This is a genomic window from Mixta hanseatica, assembly GCF_023517775.1.
Lineage (GTDB): Bacteria > Pseudomonadota > Gammaproteobacteria > Enterobacterales > Enterobacteriaceae > Mixta > Mixta hanseatica.
In genome coordinates this window covers 2,902,598-2,919,105 of the sequence record NZ_CP082904.1, presented here as the reverse complement: position 1 = coordinate 2,919,105, position 16,508 = coordinate 2,902,598, and the positions used below count along the sequence as shown (strand labels likewise).

Annotated in this window: 12 protein-coding genes; 7 read left to right on the top strand and 5 right to left on the bottom strand. The window is 54.1% G+C overall.

The genetic code is table 11. The annotated features are described in order from the left end of the window. The first annotated feature begins 45 nt into the window (after positions 1-45). Both K6958_RS13865 and K6958_RS13860 read left to right on the top strand, forming a co-directional pair. Positions 46-357 (top strand): type II toxin-antitoxin system HigB family toxin, encoded by a 312-nt coding sequence (locus tag K6958_RS13865; RefSeq protein ID WP_249891684.1) that lies wholly within the window; start codon positions 46-48, stop codon positions 355-357. Further along, on the top strand, positions 354-773 hold the full coding sequence (locus K6958_RS13860; RefSeq protein WP_249891683.1) for a helix-turn-helix domain-containing protein: 420 nt from the start codon (positions 354-356) through the stop codon (positions 771-773). Before K6958_RS13865 ends, K6958_RS13860 begins: the two co-directional genes overlap by 4 nt. A gap of 70 nt (positions 774-843) precedes the next feature. On the opposite strand, the gene K6958_RS13855 is transcribed toward K6958_RS13860, so the two are convergent. Beyond that, positions 844-2,286, bottom strand: coding sequence for a catalase (locus K6958_RS13855; RefSeq protein ID WP_249891679.1), 1,443 nt, complete (start codon positions 2,284-2,286; stop codon positions 844-846). A 217-nt stretch (positions 2,287-2,503) separates the two neighbouring features. On the opposite strand from K6958_RS13855, the gene K6958_RS13850 reads away from it, so the two are divergent. After that, the gene (locus K6958_RS13850) at positions 2,504-3,700 is read left to right on the top strand and encodes a nicotinamide mononucleotide deamidase-related protein YfaY (RefSeq protein WP_249891677.1); all 1,197 of its coding nucleotides are present in this window, start codon (positions 2,504-2,506) and stop codon (positions 3,698-3,700) included. 56 nt (positions 3,701-3,756) lie between these two features. Here the strand turns inward: K6958_RS13850 and yfaE are convergent, their stop codons facing one another. The 3 genes from yfaE to nrdA all read right to left on the bottom strand — a co-directional run bounded on the left by yfaE (position 3,757) and on the right by nrdA (position 7,596). Further along, on the bottom strand, positions 3,757-4,017 hold the full coding sequence (yfaE, locus tag K6958_RS13845) for a class I ribonucleotide reductase maintenance protein YfaE (RefSeq protein ID WP_249894696.1): 261 nt from the start codon (positions 4,015-4,017) through the stop codon (positions 3,757-3,759). 2 nt (positions 4,018-4,019) lie between these two features. Next, the gene (gene nrdB / locus K6958_RS13840) at positions 4,020-5,150 is read right to left on the bottom strand and encodes a class Ia ribonucleoside-diphosphate reductase subunit beta (RefSeq protein ID WP_085071046.1); all 1,131 of its coding nucleotides are present in this window, start codon (positions 5,148-5,150) and stop codon (positions 4,020-4,022) included. Between the two features lie 160 nt (positions 5,151-5,310). After that, positions 5,311-7,596, bottom strand: a complete 2,286-nt coding sequence (gene nrdA, locus K6958_RS13835) for a class 1a ribonucleoside-diphosphate reductase subunit alpha (protein WP_249891675.1) — start codon at positions 7,594-7,596, stop codon at positions 5,311-5,313. Positions 7,597-8,342: 746 nt separating this feature from the next. Between nrdA and K6958_RS13830 the strand changes: the two genes are divergently transcribed. The 3 genes from K6958_RS13830 (at position 8,343) to K6958_RS13820 (ending at position 12,792) form a co-directional block, all read left to right on the top strand. Continuing rightward, entirely contained in the window at positions 8,343-9,926 is a 1,584-nt protein-coding gene (locus K6958_RS13830) for an MFS transporter (protein ID WP_249891673.1), read from the top strand. Positions 9,927-9,999: 73 nt separating this feature from the next. Further along, positions 10,000-12,051 (top strand): right-handed parallel beta-helix repeat-containing protein, encoded by a 2,052-nt coding sequence (locus K6958_RS13825; RefSeq protein ID WP_249891672.1) that lies wholly within the window; start codon positions 10,000-10,002, stop codon positions 12,049-12,051. Positions 12,052-12,111: 60 nt separating this feature from the next. Continuing rightward, positions 12,112-12,792, top strand: coding sequence for an oligogalacturonate-specific porin KdgM family protein (locus tag K6958_RS13820; RefSeq protein ID WP_249891670.1), 681 nt, complete (start codon positions 12,112-12,114; stop codon positions 12,790-12,792). 179 nt (positions 12,793-12,971) lie between these two features. Here the strand turns inward: K6958_RS13820 and ubiG are convergent, their stop codons facing one another. Then, a complete protein-coding gene (gene ubiG / locus K6958_RS13815; protein WP_249891668.1) occupies positions 12,972-13,694 on the bottom strand; it encodes a bifunctional 2-polyprenyl-6-hydroxyphenol methylase/3-demethylubiquinol 3-O-methyltransferase UbiG in 723 nt (240 codons plus the stop codon). Between the two features lie 174 nt (positions 13,695-13,868). Between ubiG and gyrA the strand changes: the two genes are divergently transcribed. Next, the gene (gyrA, locus tag K6958_RS13810) at positions 13,869-16,505 is read left to right on the top strand and encodes a DNA topoisomerase (ATP-hydrolyzing) subunit A (RefSeq protein ID WP_249891666.1); all 2,637 of its coding nucleotides are present in this window, start codon (positions 13,869-13,871) and stop codon (positions 16,503-16,505) included. Positions 16,506-16,508: the final 3 nt, after the last annotated feature.

The window sequence follows — 16,508 nt, the reverse complement described above, 5'->3', positions numbered from 1 at the left end:
CGTTACAGTGTTCACATAATGTGAACGATTGAAGGGAATCTCTCAATGCACGTTATTTCCAAAGAACCATTTGAGCAAGCGGCACGGCTCTTTCCAAATGATGCCACAGCAATAAAGGCACTATATCGACTGGTTCGCGAAACCGATTTTAAATCGCCTGATGAACTACGTGCTGCAGTGCCAAGTCTCGATAATTTTAAGTATCGCAACAAATGGTGGGTTTTAGATGTTGGGGGTAATCACTTGAGAGTGATCGTTTACATCAATTTTGTGAATAAGCGCTTCTACGTTAAGCACATCGCTACCCACACTGAATACGATAAGCTGACTCGCTACTATCGGGAGAATAAAGAATGATCGCCGACACCACAAAAGCTATTGAAGCAACGAAACAGCTGGTAGCTGCTGTCCCTTTTCTCGGGAGCAGTGTTTCTGAGAAGGACTATCGTGACGCGCTGGCGTTGGTAAACTACCTGATCGACAATGACGACGAAAATCCACTGATTGACTTTCTGACGGTAAAAATCGCTGCTTATGAAGATAACAGCGAGCATTTTGCAGCGTTCAACAAGGCGGTAGAAGAAATGCCGGTGGGGGTTGCGCTACTGCGCACGCTGATTGATCAGCATAAGCTCTCTTACTCCGATCTGAAGCAAGAGATTGGTTCCAAATCATTGGTGAGCCAAATCCTTTCCGGGCAGCGTTCTTTAACTATTTCTCACATTAAAGCGCTTTCGGTGAGGTTCGGCGTGAAGCCTCAATGGTTCCTCTAAGCAAACAATAAAAAGCCCAACCTTGCGGTTGGGCTGCAAACGGTTCACTTAATATCTACAAAGAACGCGCTTACCCCTGCAGCGCGCGCAGCGCGGCTTCCACTCCGGTGCCGTAGGCTTCATCTACCTGACGGAACAGCGCAATCTGCCGCTGCTGAATAAATTCCGGGATCTGCACCAGTTCACCGGCGATACGCTGAAACATACGCTGGTGCTCTTCTTCGCTCAGCAGATTAAACAGCGCGCGCGGCTGGCTGAAGTAGTCGTCATCTTCACGATGGTTCCAGTGATCGGCGGCACCTTCCAGCGACAGCGGTGGCTCGCTGAAGTCCGGCTGCTCCTGAAATACGCCGAAACTGTTCGGTTCATAGGTCGCGCCATTGCCGCTGTTGCCGTCTACGCGCATAGCGCCGTCGCGGTGATAGCTATGGAACGGACATTTCGGCGCGTTCACCGGAATCTGATGGTGATTCACGCCCAGACGATAACGGTGCGCATCGCCATAGGAGAACAGACGCCCCTGCAGCATGCGGTCCGGCGAGAAGCCGATGCCGGGCACCACGTTCGCCGGGCTCATCGCCACCTGCTCAACTTCGGCGAAATAGTTGTCCGGGTTACGGTTCAGTTCGAACTCGCCGACTTCAATCAGCGGATAGTCGGCATGTGGCCATACCTTGGTTAAATCAAACGGGTTGTACAGCGTCTGCGATGCTTCTTTCTCCGGCATCACCTGCACGTAGAACTTCCAGCGCGGGAAATCGCCGCGTTCGATCGATTCAAACAGATCGCGCTGAGAGCTTTCACGATCGCGGGCGATCAGCTGCGCCGCCTCTTCATCCATCAGGTTTTTCACGCCCTGCTGGCAACGCATATGGAATTTAACCCAGAAGCGCTCCTGCTGATCGTTGATAAAGCTATAGGTATGGCTGCCGAAACCGTGAATATGGCGGTAAGAACGCGGCAGGCCGCGATCGCTAAAGTCGATGGTTAGCTGATGCAGCGCTTCCGGCAGATGGGAGAAGAAATCCCACTTGTAGGTCGGATTACGCAGGTTAGTACGCGGATCGCGTTTTACCACGTGGTTAAGATCCGGGAATTTCAGCGGATCGCGCAGATAGAACACCGGGGTATTGTTGCCGACCAGATCCCAGTTGCCTTCCTCAGTGTAAAACTTCATGGAAAAACCACGAATATCACGCTCGGCATCAGCACCGCCACGCTCGCCAGCTACGGTAGAGAAACGAATAAAGAGATCGGTTTTTTTGCCCACTTCAGAAAAGAGTTTGGCGCGGGTAAAGCGGGTAATGTCCTGGGTTACGGTAAAGGTGCCGTAAGCGCCTGAGCCTTTGGCATGCATGCGGCGCTCGGGGATCACTTCACGATCGAAGTGCGCCAGCTTTTCCAACAGCCAGACATCCTGTAACAGCAGTGGGCCACGGCGTCCGGCAGACATAGAGTTATTGTTATGGGCAACCGGCGCGCCTGAAGCGGTAGTAAGACCTTTTTTATTCATGTGGCAATTCTCTATCGGTGTGATTGTCAAAGGTTTAACCGAGGTAAAACCCGTTTTTGATTGGGTAAACCTATTGTTTGCGCTATTTTGCTGCCGCTGCGCCGCGCTGACAATCTGGCAAAAGCTATCGCTGCTATCTCTGAAACTGTACGTTAGCGGTTGTATTCACCGACGTGCCTTCCTACAGTAAAAGCAATAACCAAACGAGGGACGTGACGTGATTAGAGTGGAAATGCTCTCAACGGGCGATGAAGTGCTGCACGGTCAGATTATTGATACCAATGCTGCCTGGCTGGCGGATACGCTGTTTCAACAGGGCCTGCCGATGACCAGCCGCGCCACCGTCGGCGACAGCCTCTCTGCGCTGGTGGAAGCGTTAACCGAGCGTAGCCGCATCGCCGATGTGCTGATCGTTAACGGCGGTCTGGGGCCGACCAGCGATGATTTGAGCGCACAGGCGGCGGCAAATGCCTGCGGCGTGGAACTGGAATTACAGCCCGCCTGGCTGGAAAAGATCGAGGCTTTTTTTGCCAGCCGCGGTCGCCCGATGGCGGCCAGCAATCGCAAGCAGGCGGAGATCCCGGCCGGCAGTGAACTGATTGATAACCCGGTGGGTACCGCCTGCGGCTTTGCAGTTACGCTCAATGACTGTTGGATCTTCTTTACCCCCGGCGTGCCGTCGGAATTTAAAGTGATGGTGGAACAGCAAATCCTGCCGCGTTTGCAGGCGCGCTTTGCGCTGCCGGAGCCGCCGCTCTGCCTGCGTCTGACCACCTTTGGCCGCGGCGAAAGCGATCTGGCGGCAGAGCTGGAGCCGCTAACGCTGCCGGAAGGAGTGGTCATGGGCTATCGCTCTTCCGCGCCGATTATCGAAATCAAGCTGACCGGTCCGGCCGCGCAGCGGGTAGCGATGGAGCAGGTCTGGCAGCAGGTGCGTTTACAGCTGGCGGAATGCACGCTGTTTGAAGGCACGCAGGGGCTGCCGGCGCTGCTGGCGCAGCAGTTAACCGAGCGCCAGCTGACATTAACCGTCAGCGAGCAGTTTAGCGCGGGTCTGCTGCAGTGGCAGCTTAGCGGCGGCGGCGTGCCCTGTCAGGCGGGCGAGGTATTGCCTGCCACAGAAGAGACGCTTTCGCAGCTGGTCGCGCAAGCGCAGGAACGGGCACGCGCGCAGCAGGCGTCGCTGGCGCTGCTGGTGGGCGCATTACAGGATGAGCAGCTCGGTTTTGCGCTGCATACGCCGGATGGCACCTTTGGTCAGCAGGTGAAATTCAATAATCAGCGCCATACATTAAGAACGCGCCAGGAACTGGTGGCGATGATGGCGATGAATATGCTGCGTCGCTGGCTGCACGGCATGGATGTTTCTACCGGCCACGGCTGGGTCGACGTGGTGGAAACGCTCAAGGCGTAAAAAAGCCAAAGCCCAACGAAAAGTTGGGCTTTGGCGGAATAACGGGCATTGTGTTTCTACAGCTCTATTTCTATATCACCATTGGCTTTGCAGCAGCAGGGCAGAATTTCGCCCTGCTGAATAAAGGCCAGCGGCTGACCGGCGTAGCTTACTTCCCCTTTAATCAGGCGGGTGCGGCAAGAACCGCAGTAGCCTTCGCGGCACTGATATTCCACGCAGACATTATGCGCTTCCAGCGCCGCCAGCAGAGAAGGGTGCTCATCGGTATATTCAAGCTGCGCACCAGAGATGCGCAGCGTGATACGATTCCCGGCCATCATTACAGCTGGAAGTCGTCGAAATCGTTTTCGCCCACTTCGGAGTCAATCTGACCGACCAGGTAAGAGCTGACTTCCACTTCCTGCGGCGCCACCTGTACGTTATCGGAAACCAGCCAGGCGTTAATCCACGGAATCGGGTTGGACCGCGTCTGGAACGGCAGATCCAGCCCCACCGCCTGCATACGAATATTGGTGATGTATTCAATATACTGGCAGAGAATGTCTTTGTTCAGACCGATCATTGAGCCGTCGCGGAACAGATATTCCGCCCACTCTTTCTCCTGCACGGCGGCCAGCTTGAACAGGTCGTAGCACTCCTGGCGGCACTCCTGCGCGATCTCAGCCATTTCCGGATCGTCTTCGCCGCTGCGCATCAGGTTCAGCATATGCTGAGTACCGGTCAGGTGCAGCGCTTCATCACGGGCGATCAGACGGATGATTTTCGCATTGCCTTCCATCAGTTCGCGCTCGGCAAACGCAAAGGAGCAGGCAAAGCTGACATAGAAGCGGATCGCTTCCAGCGCGTTAACGCTCATCAGGCAGAGATAGAGCTGCTTTTTCAGCGCACGCAGGTTAACGGTCACGGTTTTGCCGTTAACCTGATGGGTGCCTTCGCCCAACAGATGCCAGTAACTGGTCATCTCGATCAGGTCGTCATAGTAGCCGGAAATATCGCTGGCGCGCTTCAGGATCTGCTCGTTGGTCACGATGTCATCAAACACCAGCGCCGGGTCGTTAACGATATTACGAATAATATGCGTATAAGAGCGCGAGTGAATGGTTTCTGAGAAGGCCCAGGTCTCTACCCAGGTTTCCAGCTCCGGGATCGAAATCAGCGGCAGCAGCGCAACGTTTGGGCTACGGCCCTGGATGGAATCCAGCAGCGTTTGATACTTCAGGTTGCTGATGAAAATATGCTTTTCGTGATCCGGCAGCGCCTGGAAATCGATGCGATCGCGCGAGACGTCGACCTCTTCCGGACGCCAGAAGAAGGAGAGCTGCTTTTCAATCAGCTTTTCAAAAATGTCATATTTTTGCTGATCGTAACGCGCAACGTTAACCGACTGGCCGAAAAACATCGGCTCCAGCAGCTGATCGTTTTTATTCTGAGAAAAAGTGGTGTAAGCCATAGTTGATTCCACATGCTAACGGAACAGGCTGGCCTTGCCGCCGGGGGCAGGGCGCTGACAGCCGTTTTGACCGCGCATCGCACGGCCTGCCATGTTGCGGCCACGTAACGAACGTGGCCAAAAGAAGCGTCATGGCCGGATAGCGTCCGGCCAGACCCGATTAAATCTTACAGGCGCCGCTTTCACAGCCGTCATCCTGAATCGATGGGGCGATGTCATCCTGCGCATCTTCCGCGCCGTCGCGGGTGTTCTGGTAGTAAAGCGTTTTGACGCCGAACTTATAGGCGGTCAGCAGATCTTTCAGCAACTGCTTCATCGGCACTTTGCTGTTGGCAAAGCGTGACGGATCGTAGTTGGTGTTAGCCGAGATCGCCTGATCGATAAATTTCTGCATCACGCCCACCAGCTGCAGATAGCCGTCGTTGTTTGGCATTTCCCACAGCAGTTCATAGCTCTCTTTCAGGCGCTCATACTCCGGCACCACCTGACGCAGGATGCCGTCTTTCGAGGCTTTAATGCTGATATGACCGCGCGGCGGCTCAATACCATTGGTAGCGTTTGAAATCTGCGAAGAGGTTTCAGACGGCATCAGCGCGGACAGCGTAGAGTTACGCAGACCGTGCGTTTTGATTGATTCACGCAGCGCATCCCAGTCCAGATGCAGCGGCTCGTTGCAGATGGCATCCAGGTCTTTCTTATAGGTGTCGATTGGCATAATGCCCTGCGCATAGGTGGTTTCGTTAAACCACGGGCAGGCACCCTGTTCCTTCGCCAGTTCGTTAGAGGCTTTCAGCAGGTAATACTGAATAGCTTCAAACGTTTGGTGCGTCAGATTGTTAGCGCTGCCATCGGAATAGCGCACGCCGTGCTTCGCCAGATAGTAGGCGAAGTTGATGACGCCGATGCCCAGGGTACGACGGCCCATCGCGCCGCGTTTCGCCGCCGGAATCGGGTAATCCTGATAGTCGAGCAGGGCGTCCAGCGCACGTACCGCCAGCGTCGCCAGCTCTTCCAGATCGTCCAGGCTGTCGATCGCACCCAGGTTAAAGGCGGACAGCGTACAAAGGGCGATTTCACCGTTTTCGTCATTCACATCCAGCAGCGGCTTGGTCGGCAGCGCGATTTCCAGGCACAGGTTAGACTGGCGCACCGGCGCGATCGACGGGTCGAACGGGCTGTGGGTGTTGCAGTGGTCGACGTTCTGAATATAGATACGGCCGGTTGAGGCGCGTTCCTGCATCATCAGCGAGAAGAGATCGACCGCTTTCACGCGCTGTTTGCGGATGCTGTCGTCCTGCTCATATTTGGTGTACAGACGCTCAAACTCATCCTGATCGGCAAAGAAGGCGTCATACAGGCCGGGTACGTCAGACGGGCTGAACAGGGTAATATCCTGACCTTTCAACAGGCGCTGATACATCAGCTTGTTGATTTGAACGCCGTAATCCATATGACGAACGCGGTTGCCTTCCACACCACGGTTGTTTTTCAGCACCAGCAGGCTTTCTACTTCCAGATGCCACATCGGGTAGAACAGCGTTGCCGCGCCACCGCGCACGCCGCCCTGTGAACAGGATTTCACTGCGGTCTGGAAATGTTTGTAGAACGGAATACAGCCGGTATGGAATGCTTCGCCGCCGCGGATTGGGCTGCCCAGCGCGCGAATACGGCCCGCGTTGATGCCGATACCGGCTCGCTGGGAAACATATTTCACAATGGCGCTGGAGGTGGCGTTAATGGAATCCAGGCTGTCACCGCACTCGATCAACACACAAGAGCTGAACTGACGGGTAGGGGTGCGCACGCCGGACATGATCGGCGTCGGCAGCGAAATCTTAAAAGTGGATACCGCGTCGTAGAAACGCTTGATGTAATCCAGACGCGTTTCGCGCGGATAGTTCGAAAACAGGCAGGCCGCGACCAGAATATAAAGAAACTGGGCGCTTTCATAGATCTCGCCGCTGACGCGGTTCTGCACCAGATATTTGCCTTCCAGCTGCTTAACCGCCGCATAAGAGAAGTTCATATCGCGCCAGTGGTCGATAAAGCTGTCCATCAGCTCAAACTCTTCGCGGCTGTAGTCTTCCAGCAGGTGACGATCGTATTTGCCCATGTCAACCATGCGCACCACCTGATCGTAAAGCGCCGGCGGCTCGAACTGGCCGTACGCTTTTTTACGCAGGTGGAAAATCGCCAGGCGCGCGGCCATATATTGGTAATCCGGCGCGTCACGCGAGATCAGATCGGCGGCGGCTTTGATGACAGTCTCGTGAATATCGGAGGTTTTAATGCCGTCGTAGAACTGGATGTGGGAACGCAGCTCAACCTGAGAAACGGAAACGTTTTGCAGACCTTCCGCAGCCCAGTCGAGAACCCGGTGGATTTTATCCAGATTGATGCGCTCTTTGCGGCCATCGCGTTTAGTGACGAGCAGACTCTGATTCATGTCGCGTTATACCTGTCCGTGAAAAAATATCCCCCGTTTATACACAGCTTGCTCTTTGTGAGTAACTCTGTGGATAAACACTATATATAGGGGGTGAGGAGTAAATGAACAACAAGATGGTGAGTATTCTAGTAATTAATCGCGTCTTAACAAGCCTTGATTTTCGCAAAAAATTCGTGATCGCAGGCTGGCTATTTTCCTAAGTCCACGTTTCATAAGGCGGACTGCGGATGTCAATCCTTTGAAAAAAAAACGTTAGAATTTGATCGAGCGCCTGGTTCTTGTTCAGCATGCAAAATTTCCCTTTTTTTTCTGGAGAAAAGGTCTACGCCCTGATGTAAAAATGCGCGGACGTGCATCGGCGTTCGCCTGTATAACCTTTGGTTATGGGCGGTTGCCGACCTCAAATTTAATCCGCCTGAAAATTTCAAGTGAAAAGCTGAGCGTTTTTTAACCTTGTGACCCGGCTCGCTAAATCAGAAATATTTTCTTACCTAAGTTCTGCTTAAGCCGTCTTATTGTCCTCATCTTGTTAGCGTGATCACTTCATAAGCTTCTGATTAATCACTATAAATTTCAATCTTCTCCTTTTGCCGCTTCGGCGAATACCTTTCTGTCGCTTATGTGTTGCGCATTAAGGTGATTTTAATGCGGTGTTAATCACATTATTGCGCGCCTTATAAATATATAAAAAAGCACTTCATTTAAAATGAAACAGCGGTTCAATAATATAAAGGCCGACAATCATGATAAAAAAATCAATACCTCTGGGACACAACAGAAAAATCACGCTGGGTCATCAACTGGCCTATGGCGGTGGCAATCTGCTGGGCAGCGGCGCGTTAGCGATCGCCGGCGCCTGGCTGCTCTACTTTTACACTACCTTTTGCGGTCTCTCTTTGCTGGAGGCCTCGTTTATCTTTTCGGTCGCCAGCATTATCGATGCCATCAGTAATCCAATAATGGGTTATCTAACCGATAACTTCGGTAATACCTGGCTGGGTAAACGTTTCGGCCGTCGGCGCTTTTTCCTGTTAATCGGTGCGCCGCTGATGGTGTTTTATCCGCTGCTGTGGGTTGAGGGCTTTGGCTTTTGGTATTACCTGACCACCTACGTTATTTTTGAGCTTATTTATACCTCCGTTATGGTGCCGTATGAAACGCTGGCCACCGAAATGACGGATGATTTTGCCCTGCGTTCCAAACTCACCGGTTATAAAGCGATATTTGGTAAAATCGCTAATTTCCTCGCCGCGTTAATCCCGGGCCAGTTTATTCTGTTGTATGGCAAGGAATCGGCGCAGCCGTTCCTTTATACCGGTATTACCTACGGCGTTATTTTATTTATTGCCGTGGGCCTGCTTTATTGGTTTAGCTGGGAACGCAAAGAGACCGGCATAAAAGAGGTACGGCAGAAGCAATCGCTGTGGAAGACCCTGACCGCGCTGGCGCGAGATATGCAATCCACCTTCTATTTGCGCGTGTTCCGTAAACATTTGGGCATGTATCTGTTTGGCTTTGGCGCGGAGTGGCTGTTCGCTTCGGTATTTACCTATTACGTGGTGTTTGTTCTGCTGTACGATCCGGCCATTCTTGCCGGGCTGAATAGCCTGAACGCCATTTTGCAGCTTTGTTCTACCGCCATCTTTATTGCGCTGTGTGTGAAACGCGGCTTCAGCAAACCCTATATCTGGGCGTTGAGCATCGTGATTTTCGCCGTCTGCTGCTATTCCCTGCTGCACTTTTTCAACCTGCCGCCGCAGATGGCGACCATCGCTATTGTGGCAATCACCGTTATTTTCGGCCTTGGCACCGGCGGCGTCTATTACATTCCGTGGACGGTCTACACCTTCCTGGCGGATGTCGATGAGGTCTTTACCGGCCGCCGCCGTGAAGGCATCTACGCCGGGGCGATGACCTTCTCCGGTAAGATCATGCGTTCGATTATTGTATTTGTGATGGGCGCTATCCTCAGCTATTACGGCTTTCAGTCGAAATCCCATACTCAGCCTGAAACGGCAATGCACGCGATATCATGGGTGTTCTTTGGCGGGGTGATTGGCCTGGCCCTTATTGCCATTGTTTTCAGCCGACAGATGCTGCTTAACCGCAAAACGCATTTGGTGGTGCTGGAAGAGGTGGCGCGCATCAAAGCGGGCGGTGCGCAGAGCGATATCAAACCGGAAGTCCGGGAGGTTATCGAGGCGCTGGTGGGCTATCCCTACGAGCAGTGCTGGGGCCGCAGCGCTATCTGCCAGAAGATGAAGCTGGCTCCGCTGGTCAGCGCAAACACGCCAGAGTCGGAGCCGAAGCAGGCACCCCAGGCATAACGTCACACGTTAAATCCTTGGTTAAGGCCCATCTATCGGGTGGGCCAGGATGCTTACGTCTGAAGGAAAGATAATGTACAAGGCTTTTTTAGGGTTAGTGATTGCCAGCAATGGCGCGGCAGCGGCTTTACCGCCAACCGCTTCGCTGGAATGGCACGCGATTACCTTTGGTCAGTCAACCGATGTGAATTTCGCTACCAATGTTCTGCCGGAAAAAGTGGGGCTGAATCAGGTGAGCTTTACTGATGGCAGCCGTGCAGGCGCAAAAGGCGAAAAATTACGGCTTCCCGCTATCCTGGAAAGTCGCGGCGGAAAAATTGGCAACAGCCATGATGGATTGACCTTCTATTACACCCGTCTGCCAGCTAACGCCAATATGCAACTGGAGGCCGAAATCAGCGTCGATCAGTTTGGGCCTGAAAACGGCGCGCTACCGGCTGGGCAGGAGGGCGCAGGACTGCTGGTGCGCGATACGCTCGGCAAAGCCCGTCACGATCCGGCACAGCCTGGTTATGAAGAGTTTCCTGCTGCCGCCAATATGGTGATGAATGCGATAACTGCCGTTGAAATGCGCTCGCACCATCAGGTAGAGGCCACGCTCATTTCCCGTAACGGCGTCATTCAGGCGTGGGGGAATACCGGCGTGGAGATCAAACGTCAGCCTTACCAGTCGGGTATCGACCTCAACCAGACGCCGCGTTTTCGGCTGCGCCTGACGCGCACCGATGCCGGCTTTAGCGCCGCATGGGCGCCAGCAGGCAGCGATAAATGGCATAGCCAGCAGACGACAGACGCGGAGCGGGTAACGGTGCTGGAGCCAGACGCGTATTACGTCGGCTTTTTTGCTTCACGCAATGCCCGCATTACCGTACACAGCGCCAGCCTGACGCTCAGCGAGCACCAGACACAGGCACGCCAGCCGTTTGTCAGCCCACAACCGCCCGCGAGCGTTGAAATCGCTTCAGCGGCTGTTTCCGCTACCTCAGGCTATCGGTTTCAGCTGCGTAGCAGCGATGACGGGCAGATAACGGTAAGCAGTAATGGCGTGGTGCATCTGCAGGATCGTTCGTTAAAAGCGGGAGAGATGCTAAGCCTGCCGCTGACCCTAAGCGCTGATAGCACGCGTATCGATTACCGGCTGGAGACCCGACAGGGCAAGGTGTTGCAGGATAGCCTGATCGTTACGCGGCAGAGCGTCGCGGATGTTAGTCGTCTCTACGCCTCTCCGCAGGGAAAAGCGCAGAACGACGGCAGCCAACAACATCCACTTGATGTCGCTACGGCGGCGGCGCTGCTGGCTCCGGGCGGTACGCTGTGGCTGGCGCCGGGCGACTACGCATTAACGACGCTGGCCGCCTCCAGCAGCGGCAGCGTTGAGCAGTTGAAAAAGCTCAGGCCGCTGGCGGGAAAGGTAGTTTTTCATGGATTAAATCTTCCGGCCAGCTATTGGGATATTGAACATATCGAGATAACCGAAAAGAGTTTTAATATCTCCGGCAGCCATAATCAGATCCGCCATGTTGTTGCTCATCATGCGGATGATACCGGAATCTGGATCGCTTCTCCGGCAGGTGTTGGGCGGGCGCTGTGGGCCAGTCATAACCTGATTGCTCATGCCGAATCCTGGGGAAACCAGGATCCCGGCCGCATCAATGCCGATGGCTTCGCGGTGAAAATGCGCGTGGGCGAGGGGAATCGGCTGTTAGCCTGCTTTGCGCATGATAATGCTGATGACGGTTTTGATCTGTTCAATAAGATTGAAGATGGTGCCAATGGCGTGATCAGCATTGAGCATAGCGTCGCGTTACGCAATACCAACAACGGCTTCAAGCTCGGCGGTGAAGGGATCCCGGTTGCGCATCGCATAACCGACAGCGTAGCGATAGAAAATGGCATGGATGGATTCACCGATAATTTTAATCCAGGCAGGCTGATGGTGAAAAATAATATCGCCGTGAATAACCGGCGTTTTAATTTTATCTTCCGCGCCGGGCCTTATACCCAGCCCGATAAACAGGGGCTGTTCGCCGGAAATTTGTCACTGCGGCATAACGCGGTAAAATATGCCGATGTGGTAACAGGAAATATTGAAAAAGATAACGCATTTTTATTAAGCGAAAAATAACGCATCGAACTTAATAAAATTATAAAAAAACCTCTGAATCAATACTGATGGGATTACGCAATGAATAAACAGACGTTATTGTGCTGCGGGTTGCTGCTGGCTTCGACCCACGCTTCGGCAGTGATTATCGATTTACGTCATGAATGGCTGGATGACCGAAAAATACATAAAGATCGCGTTGCCGTATCGCACCGCTTTGATAACGGCATCGGTTTTACTCTGGAAGCCAAGTGGAAATCGGGCGGCGGCGATGAAAATAAAGCTTTTCACGACCTGATCAGCGACGGCACAGAAAATACGCTGAACTACCAGTTTCGCCCGATTAAACCCTGGTTCGTGCAGCCGGGGTTTACCCTTGAATCTAATGATGAACAGAGTATCTATAAACCCTTTTTAATGACCGGTTATGAATTTCCTAACGGCATCTATATTAATGGCCGTTATCGCTATGAATACACCCGTGAAAGCGAATCTGATAAAGAGGATATGAAAACCAACCGCGGTGAAATATGGCTGGGCTACGATTTTACTGACTGGAAGGTAGAATATAATTATATCTACAAGCATAGCGATCAGGTGCGCTTTAATAATAAAAAATGGGACTACGAGCAAAATATAAAGGCGTTATGGAAATTTAATCAAAGCTGGGCGCCCTATATTGAAGTCGGCGATGTTAGCGTGCGTAAAACTACGGATGAACGCCAGACACGCCTGCGTATTGGTTTACAATATAAATTCTGACGCGCCTTGATCTTAACGATTGTCGCCGCCTTTTCGCCGCAGTAGTGAAATTACCGCTTTGCTGAGTTCGGCTAATGGTATTACTGGCTGGCGCGAAAGCCGCACGCCAGGACATTAACCGGAAGGGGATGATTAACCGGGCGCATAGCCTCGCCCGGTCAACGCTGCGCGATAGTCGATCAGCTGTCGCCGTGGCGCGTATGCAGCATATAGTTAACGTCCACGCCAGGCGCCAGGCGGAAGCTATCGCGCAGCGGATTATAGTGCAGGCCGATAATGTGCTTTTCGCGCAGCGGCGTTTCATCCACCCAGTGCAGCAGCTCTGCCGGACGAATAAATTTCTTCGCATCATGCGTGCCGCGCGGCACCATCCGCAGCACATATTCCGCGCCGACCACCGCCATCAGCCAGGATTTCGCGTTGCGGTTAATGGTTGAGAAAAAGACATCGCCGCCCGGTTTCACCAGACGGGCGCAGGCCAGCACAACCGAACGCGGGTCCGGCACATGCTCCAGCATCTCCATACAGGTCACCACGTCATAACTGCCGGCATGTTGCTCTGCGTGGTCTTCTACCGTTTGCTGCACATAATCCAGCTTTACGCCGCTTTCCAGCGCATGCAGGCGCGCCACTTCCAGCGGTTCCGCGCCCATGTCCAGGCCGGTAACCTGCGCGCCTTCGCGCGCCATACTCTCGGCGAGGATCCCGCCGCCGCAGCCGACATCCAGCACTTTTTTGCCGAACAGGCCGCCCGCGTGCTGGGCAATATAGCCAAGGCGCAGCGGATTAATGCGATGCAGTGGTTTAAACTCGCCTTCCAGATCCCACCAGCGTGACGCCACCGCTTCAAATTTGGCGATTTCAGCCTGATCCACATTGTTCATCTGCGCTCTCGCATTCATCTTTTTCTACTCCTGACAAAGTTTCCCGGAGTATACATCTTCTCGCAGCAATCGGCACGGCGCGCCAAAGGGGAAAGCGCGCTTAAAACGCTGCTTTCCGTTCACCGAATGCTTGCAATGTGATATACTTTCGCACCTTTAAATCCGGGATAAATGTAGAGGGATAGCGGCTCCATGAGCGACCTTGCCAGAGAAATCACACCGGTTAATATCGAAGAAGAACTGAAAAGCTCTTATCTCGATTACGCCATGTCGGTCATCGTTGGCCGTGCATTACCAGATGTTCGCGATGGCCTGAAACCTGTCCATCGCCGCGTGCTTTTTGCCATGAGCGTGCTGGGGAACGACTGGAACAAACCTTACAAAAAATCAGCCCGTGTCGTTGGCGACGTCATCGGTAAATATCACCCGCACGGCGATTCCGCCGTCTATGACACCATCGTGCGTATGGCGCAGCCGTTCTCGCTGCGTTATATGCTGGTGGATGGGCAGGGCAACTTCGGTTCCATCGACGGCGACTCCGCCGCGGCGATGCGTTACACCGAAGTACGCATGTCGAAAATTGCCCACGAACTGTTGGCGGATCTGGATAAAGAGACCGTTGATTTCGTGCCGAACTATGACGGCACCGAACAGATTCCGGAAGTACTGCCGACCAAAGTGCCTAACCTGCTGGTTAACGGCTCGTCCGGTATCGCGGTAGGTATGGCGACTAACATTCCGCCGCACAACCTGACCGAAGTGATTAACGGCTGTCTGGCCTATATCGACGATGAAAATATCAGCGTTGAAGGGCTGATGGAGCATATCCCGGGACCGGATTTCCCTACTGCCGCTATCATCAACGGTCGTCGCGGTATCGAAGAAGCCTATCGCACCGGCCGTGGTAAAATTTATATCCGCGCCCGCGGCGAAGTGGAAACCGATGCCAAAACCGGTCGCGAAACCATCGTCATTCACGAAATTCCTTATCAGGTCAACAAAGCGCGCCTGATCGAGAAAATCGCTGAGCTGGTGAAAGATAAGCGTATCGAAGGCATCAGCGCGCTGCGTGATGAGTCCGATAAAGACGGCATGCGCATCGTGATCGAAGTGAAGCGCGATGCAGTGGCGGAAGTGGTGCTGAATAACCTCTATTCGCTGACTCAGCTGCAGGTCTCTTTCGGTATCAACATGGTGGCGCTGCATCAGGGTCAGCCGAAAATTATGGCGCTGAAGGATATTCTTGAAGCCTTCGTTCGCCACCGCCGTGAAGTGGTGACGCGCCGTACGATCTATGAGCTGCGCAAGGCGCGCGATCGCGCGCATATCCTGGAAGGCCTGGCGATTGCGCTGGCGAATATCGACCCGATCATTGAGCTTATCCGCCGCGCGCCGACGCCGGCCGAAGCGAAAGCCGGGCTGGTTGCGCAGGCGTGGGAGCTGGGCCACGTTTCCGCCATGCTGGAACGCGCGGGCGATAACGCCGCACGTCCCGAGTGGCTGGAAGAGCAGTTTGGCATTCGCGAAGGTCGCTACTACCTGACCGAGCAGCAGGCGCAAGCCATTCTTGATCTGCGTCTGCAAAAGCTGACCGGTCTGGAACATGAGAAGCTGCTGGACGAGTACAAAGAGCTGCTGGAGCAGATTGCCGAGCTGATCCACATTCTGGAAAGCGCCGAGCGCCTGATGGAAGTGATCCGTGAAGAGCTGGAAGCGATTCGTGACCAGTTTGGCGACCAGCGCCGTACCGAAATTACCGCCAACAGCGCCGATATCAATATCGAAGATCTGATCAACCAGGAAGATGTGGTAGTCACCCTGTCGCATCAGGGCTACGTGAAGTATCAGCCGCTTACCGATTACGAAGCGCAGCGTCGCGGCGGTAAGGGTAAATCGGCGGCGCGCATCAAGGAAGAGGACTTTATCGATCGTCTGCTGGTGGCGAATACGCACGATACCATCCTCTGCTTCTCCAGCCGTGGCCGACTCTACTGGATGAAAGTCTATCAGCTGCCGGAAGCGAGCCGTGGCGCGCGTGGACGTCCTATCGTCAACCTGCTGCCGCTGGAAGCCAACGAGCGTATTACCGCCATTCTGCCGGTGCGTGAATACACCGAAGGCACCAATATCTTTATGGCGACCGCCAGCGGCACCGTGAAGAAAACTTCGCTGACCGAGTTCAGCCGTCCACGCAGCGCCGGTATCATCGCCGTCAACCTGCGTGAAGACGACGAACTGATCGGCGTGGCGCTGACCGAAGGCAGCAACGAAGTGATGCTGTTCTCCGCCGCCGGTAAAGTAGTGCGCTTCTCCGAGCAGGCAGTGCGCGCCATGGGCCGTACTGCTTCCGGTGTGCGCGGTATCAAGCTGGCGGAAGGGGATCGCGTGGTCTCGCTGATCGTGCCGCGTGACGAAGGCGCCATCCTGACGGTAACGCAGAATGGCTACGGTAAACGTACCGCGAACAGCGAATATCCAACCAAGTCGCGTGCGACGCAGGGCGTTATCTCGATCAAAGTAACCGATCGCAACGGGCCGGTTATTGGCGCGGTGCAGGTGGAAGACAGCGATCAGATCATGATGATCACCGATGCCGGAACCCTGGTGCGCACCCGCGTGTCGGAAGTCAGCATTGTTGGCCGTAACACCCAAGGCGTGATTCTGATCCGCACCGCAGCGGATGAGAACGTGGTCGGCCTGCAGCGCGTTGCTGAGCCGGTGGAAGAAGAAGAGCTGGACGCCATTGACGGCAGCGTCGCGGAAGGGGAGGAGGATATCGCCCCGGAAGTGGAAACTGACGATGACATTGCGGACGGCGAAGAGGAATAATCT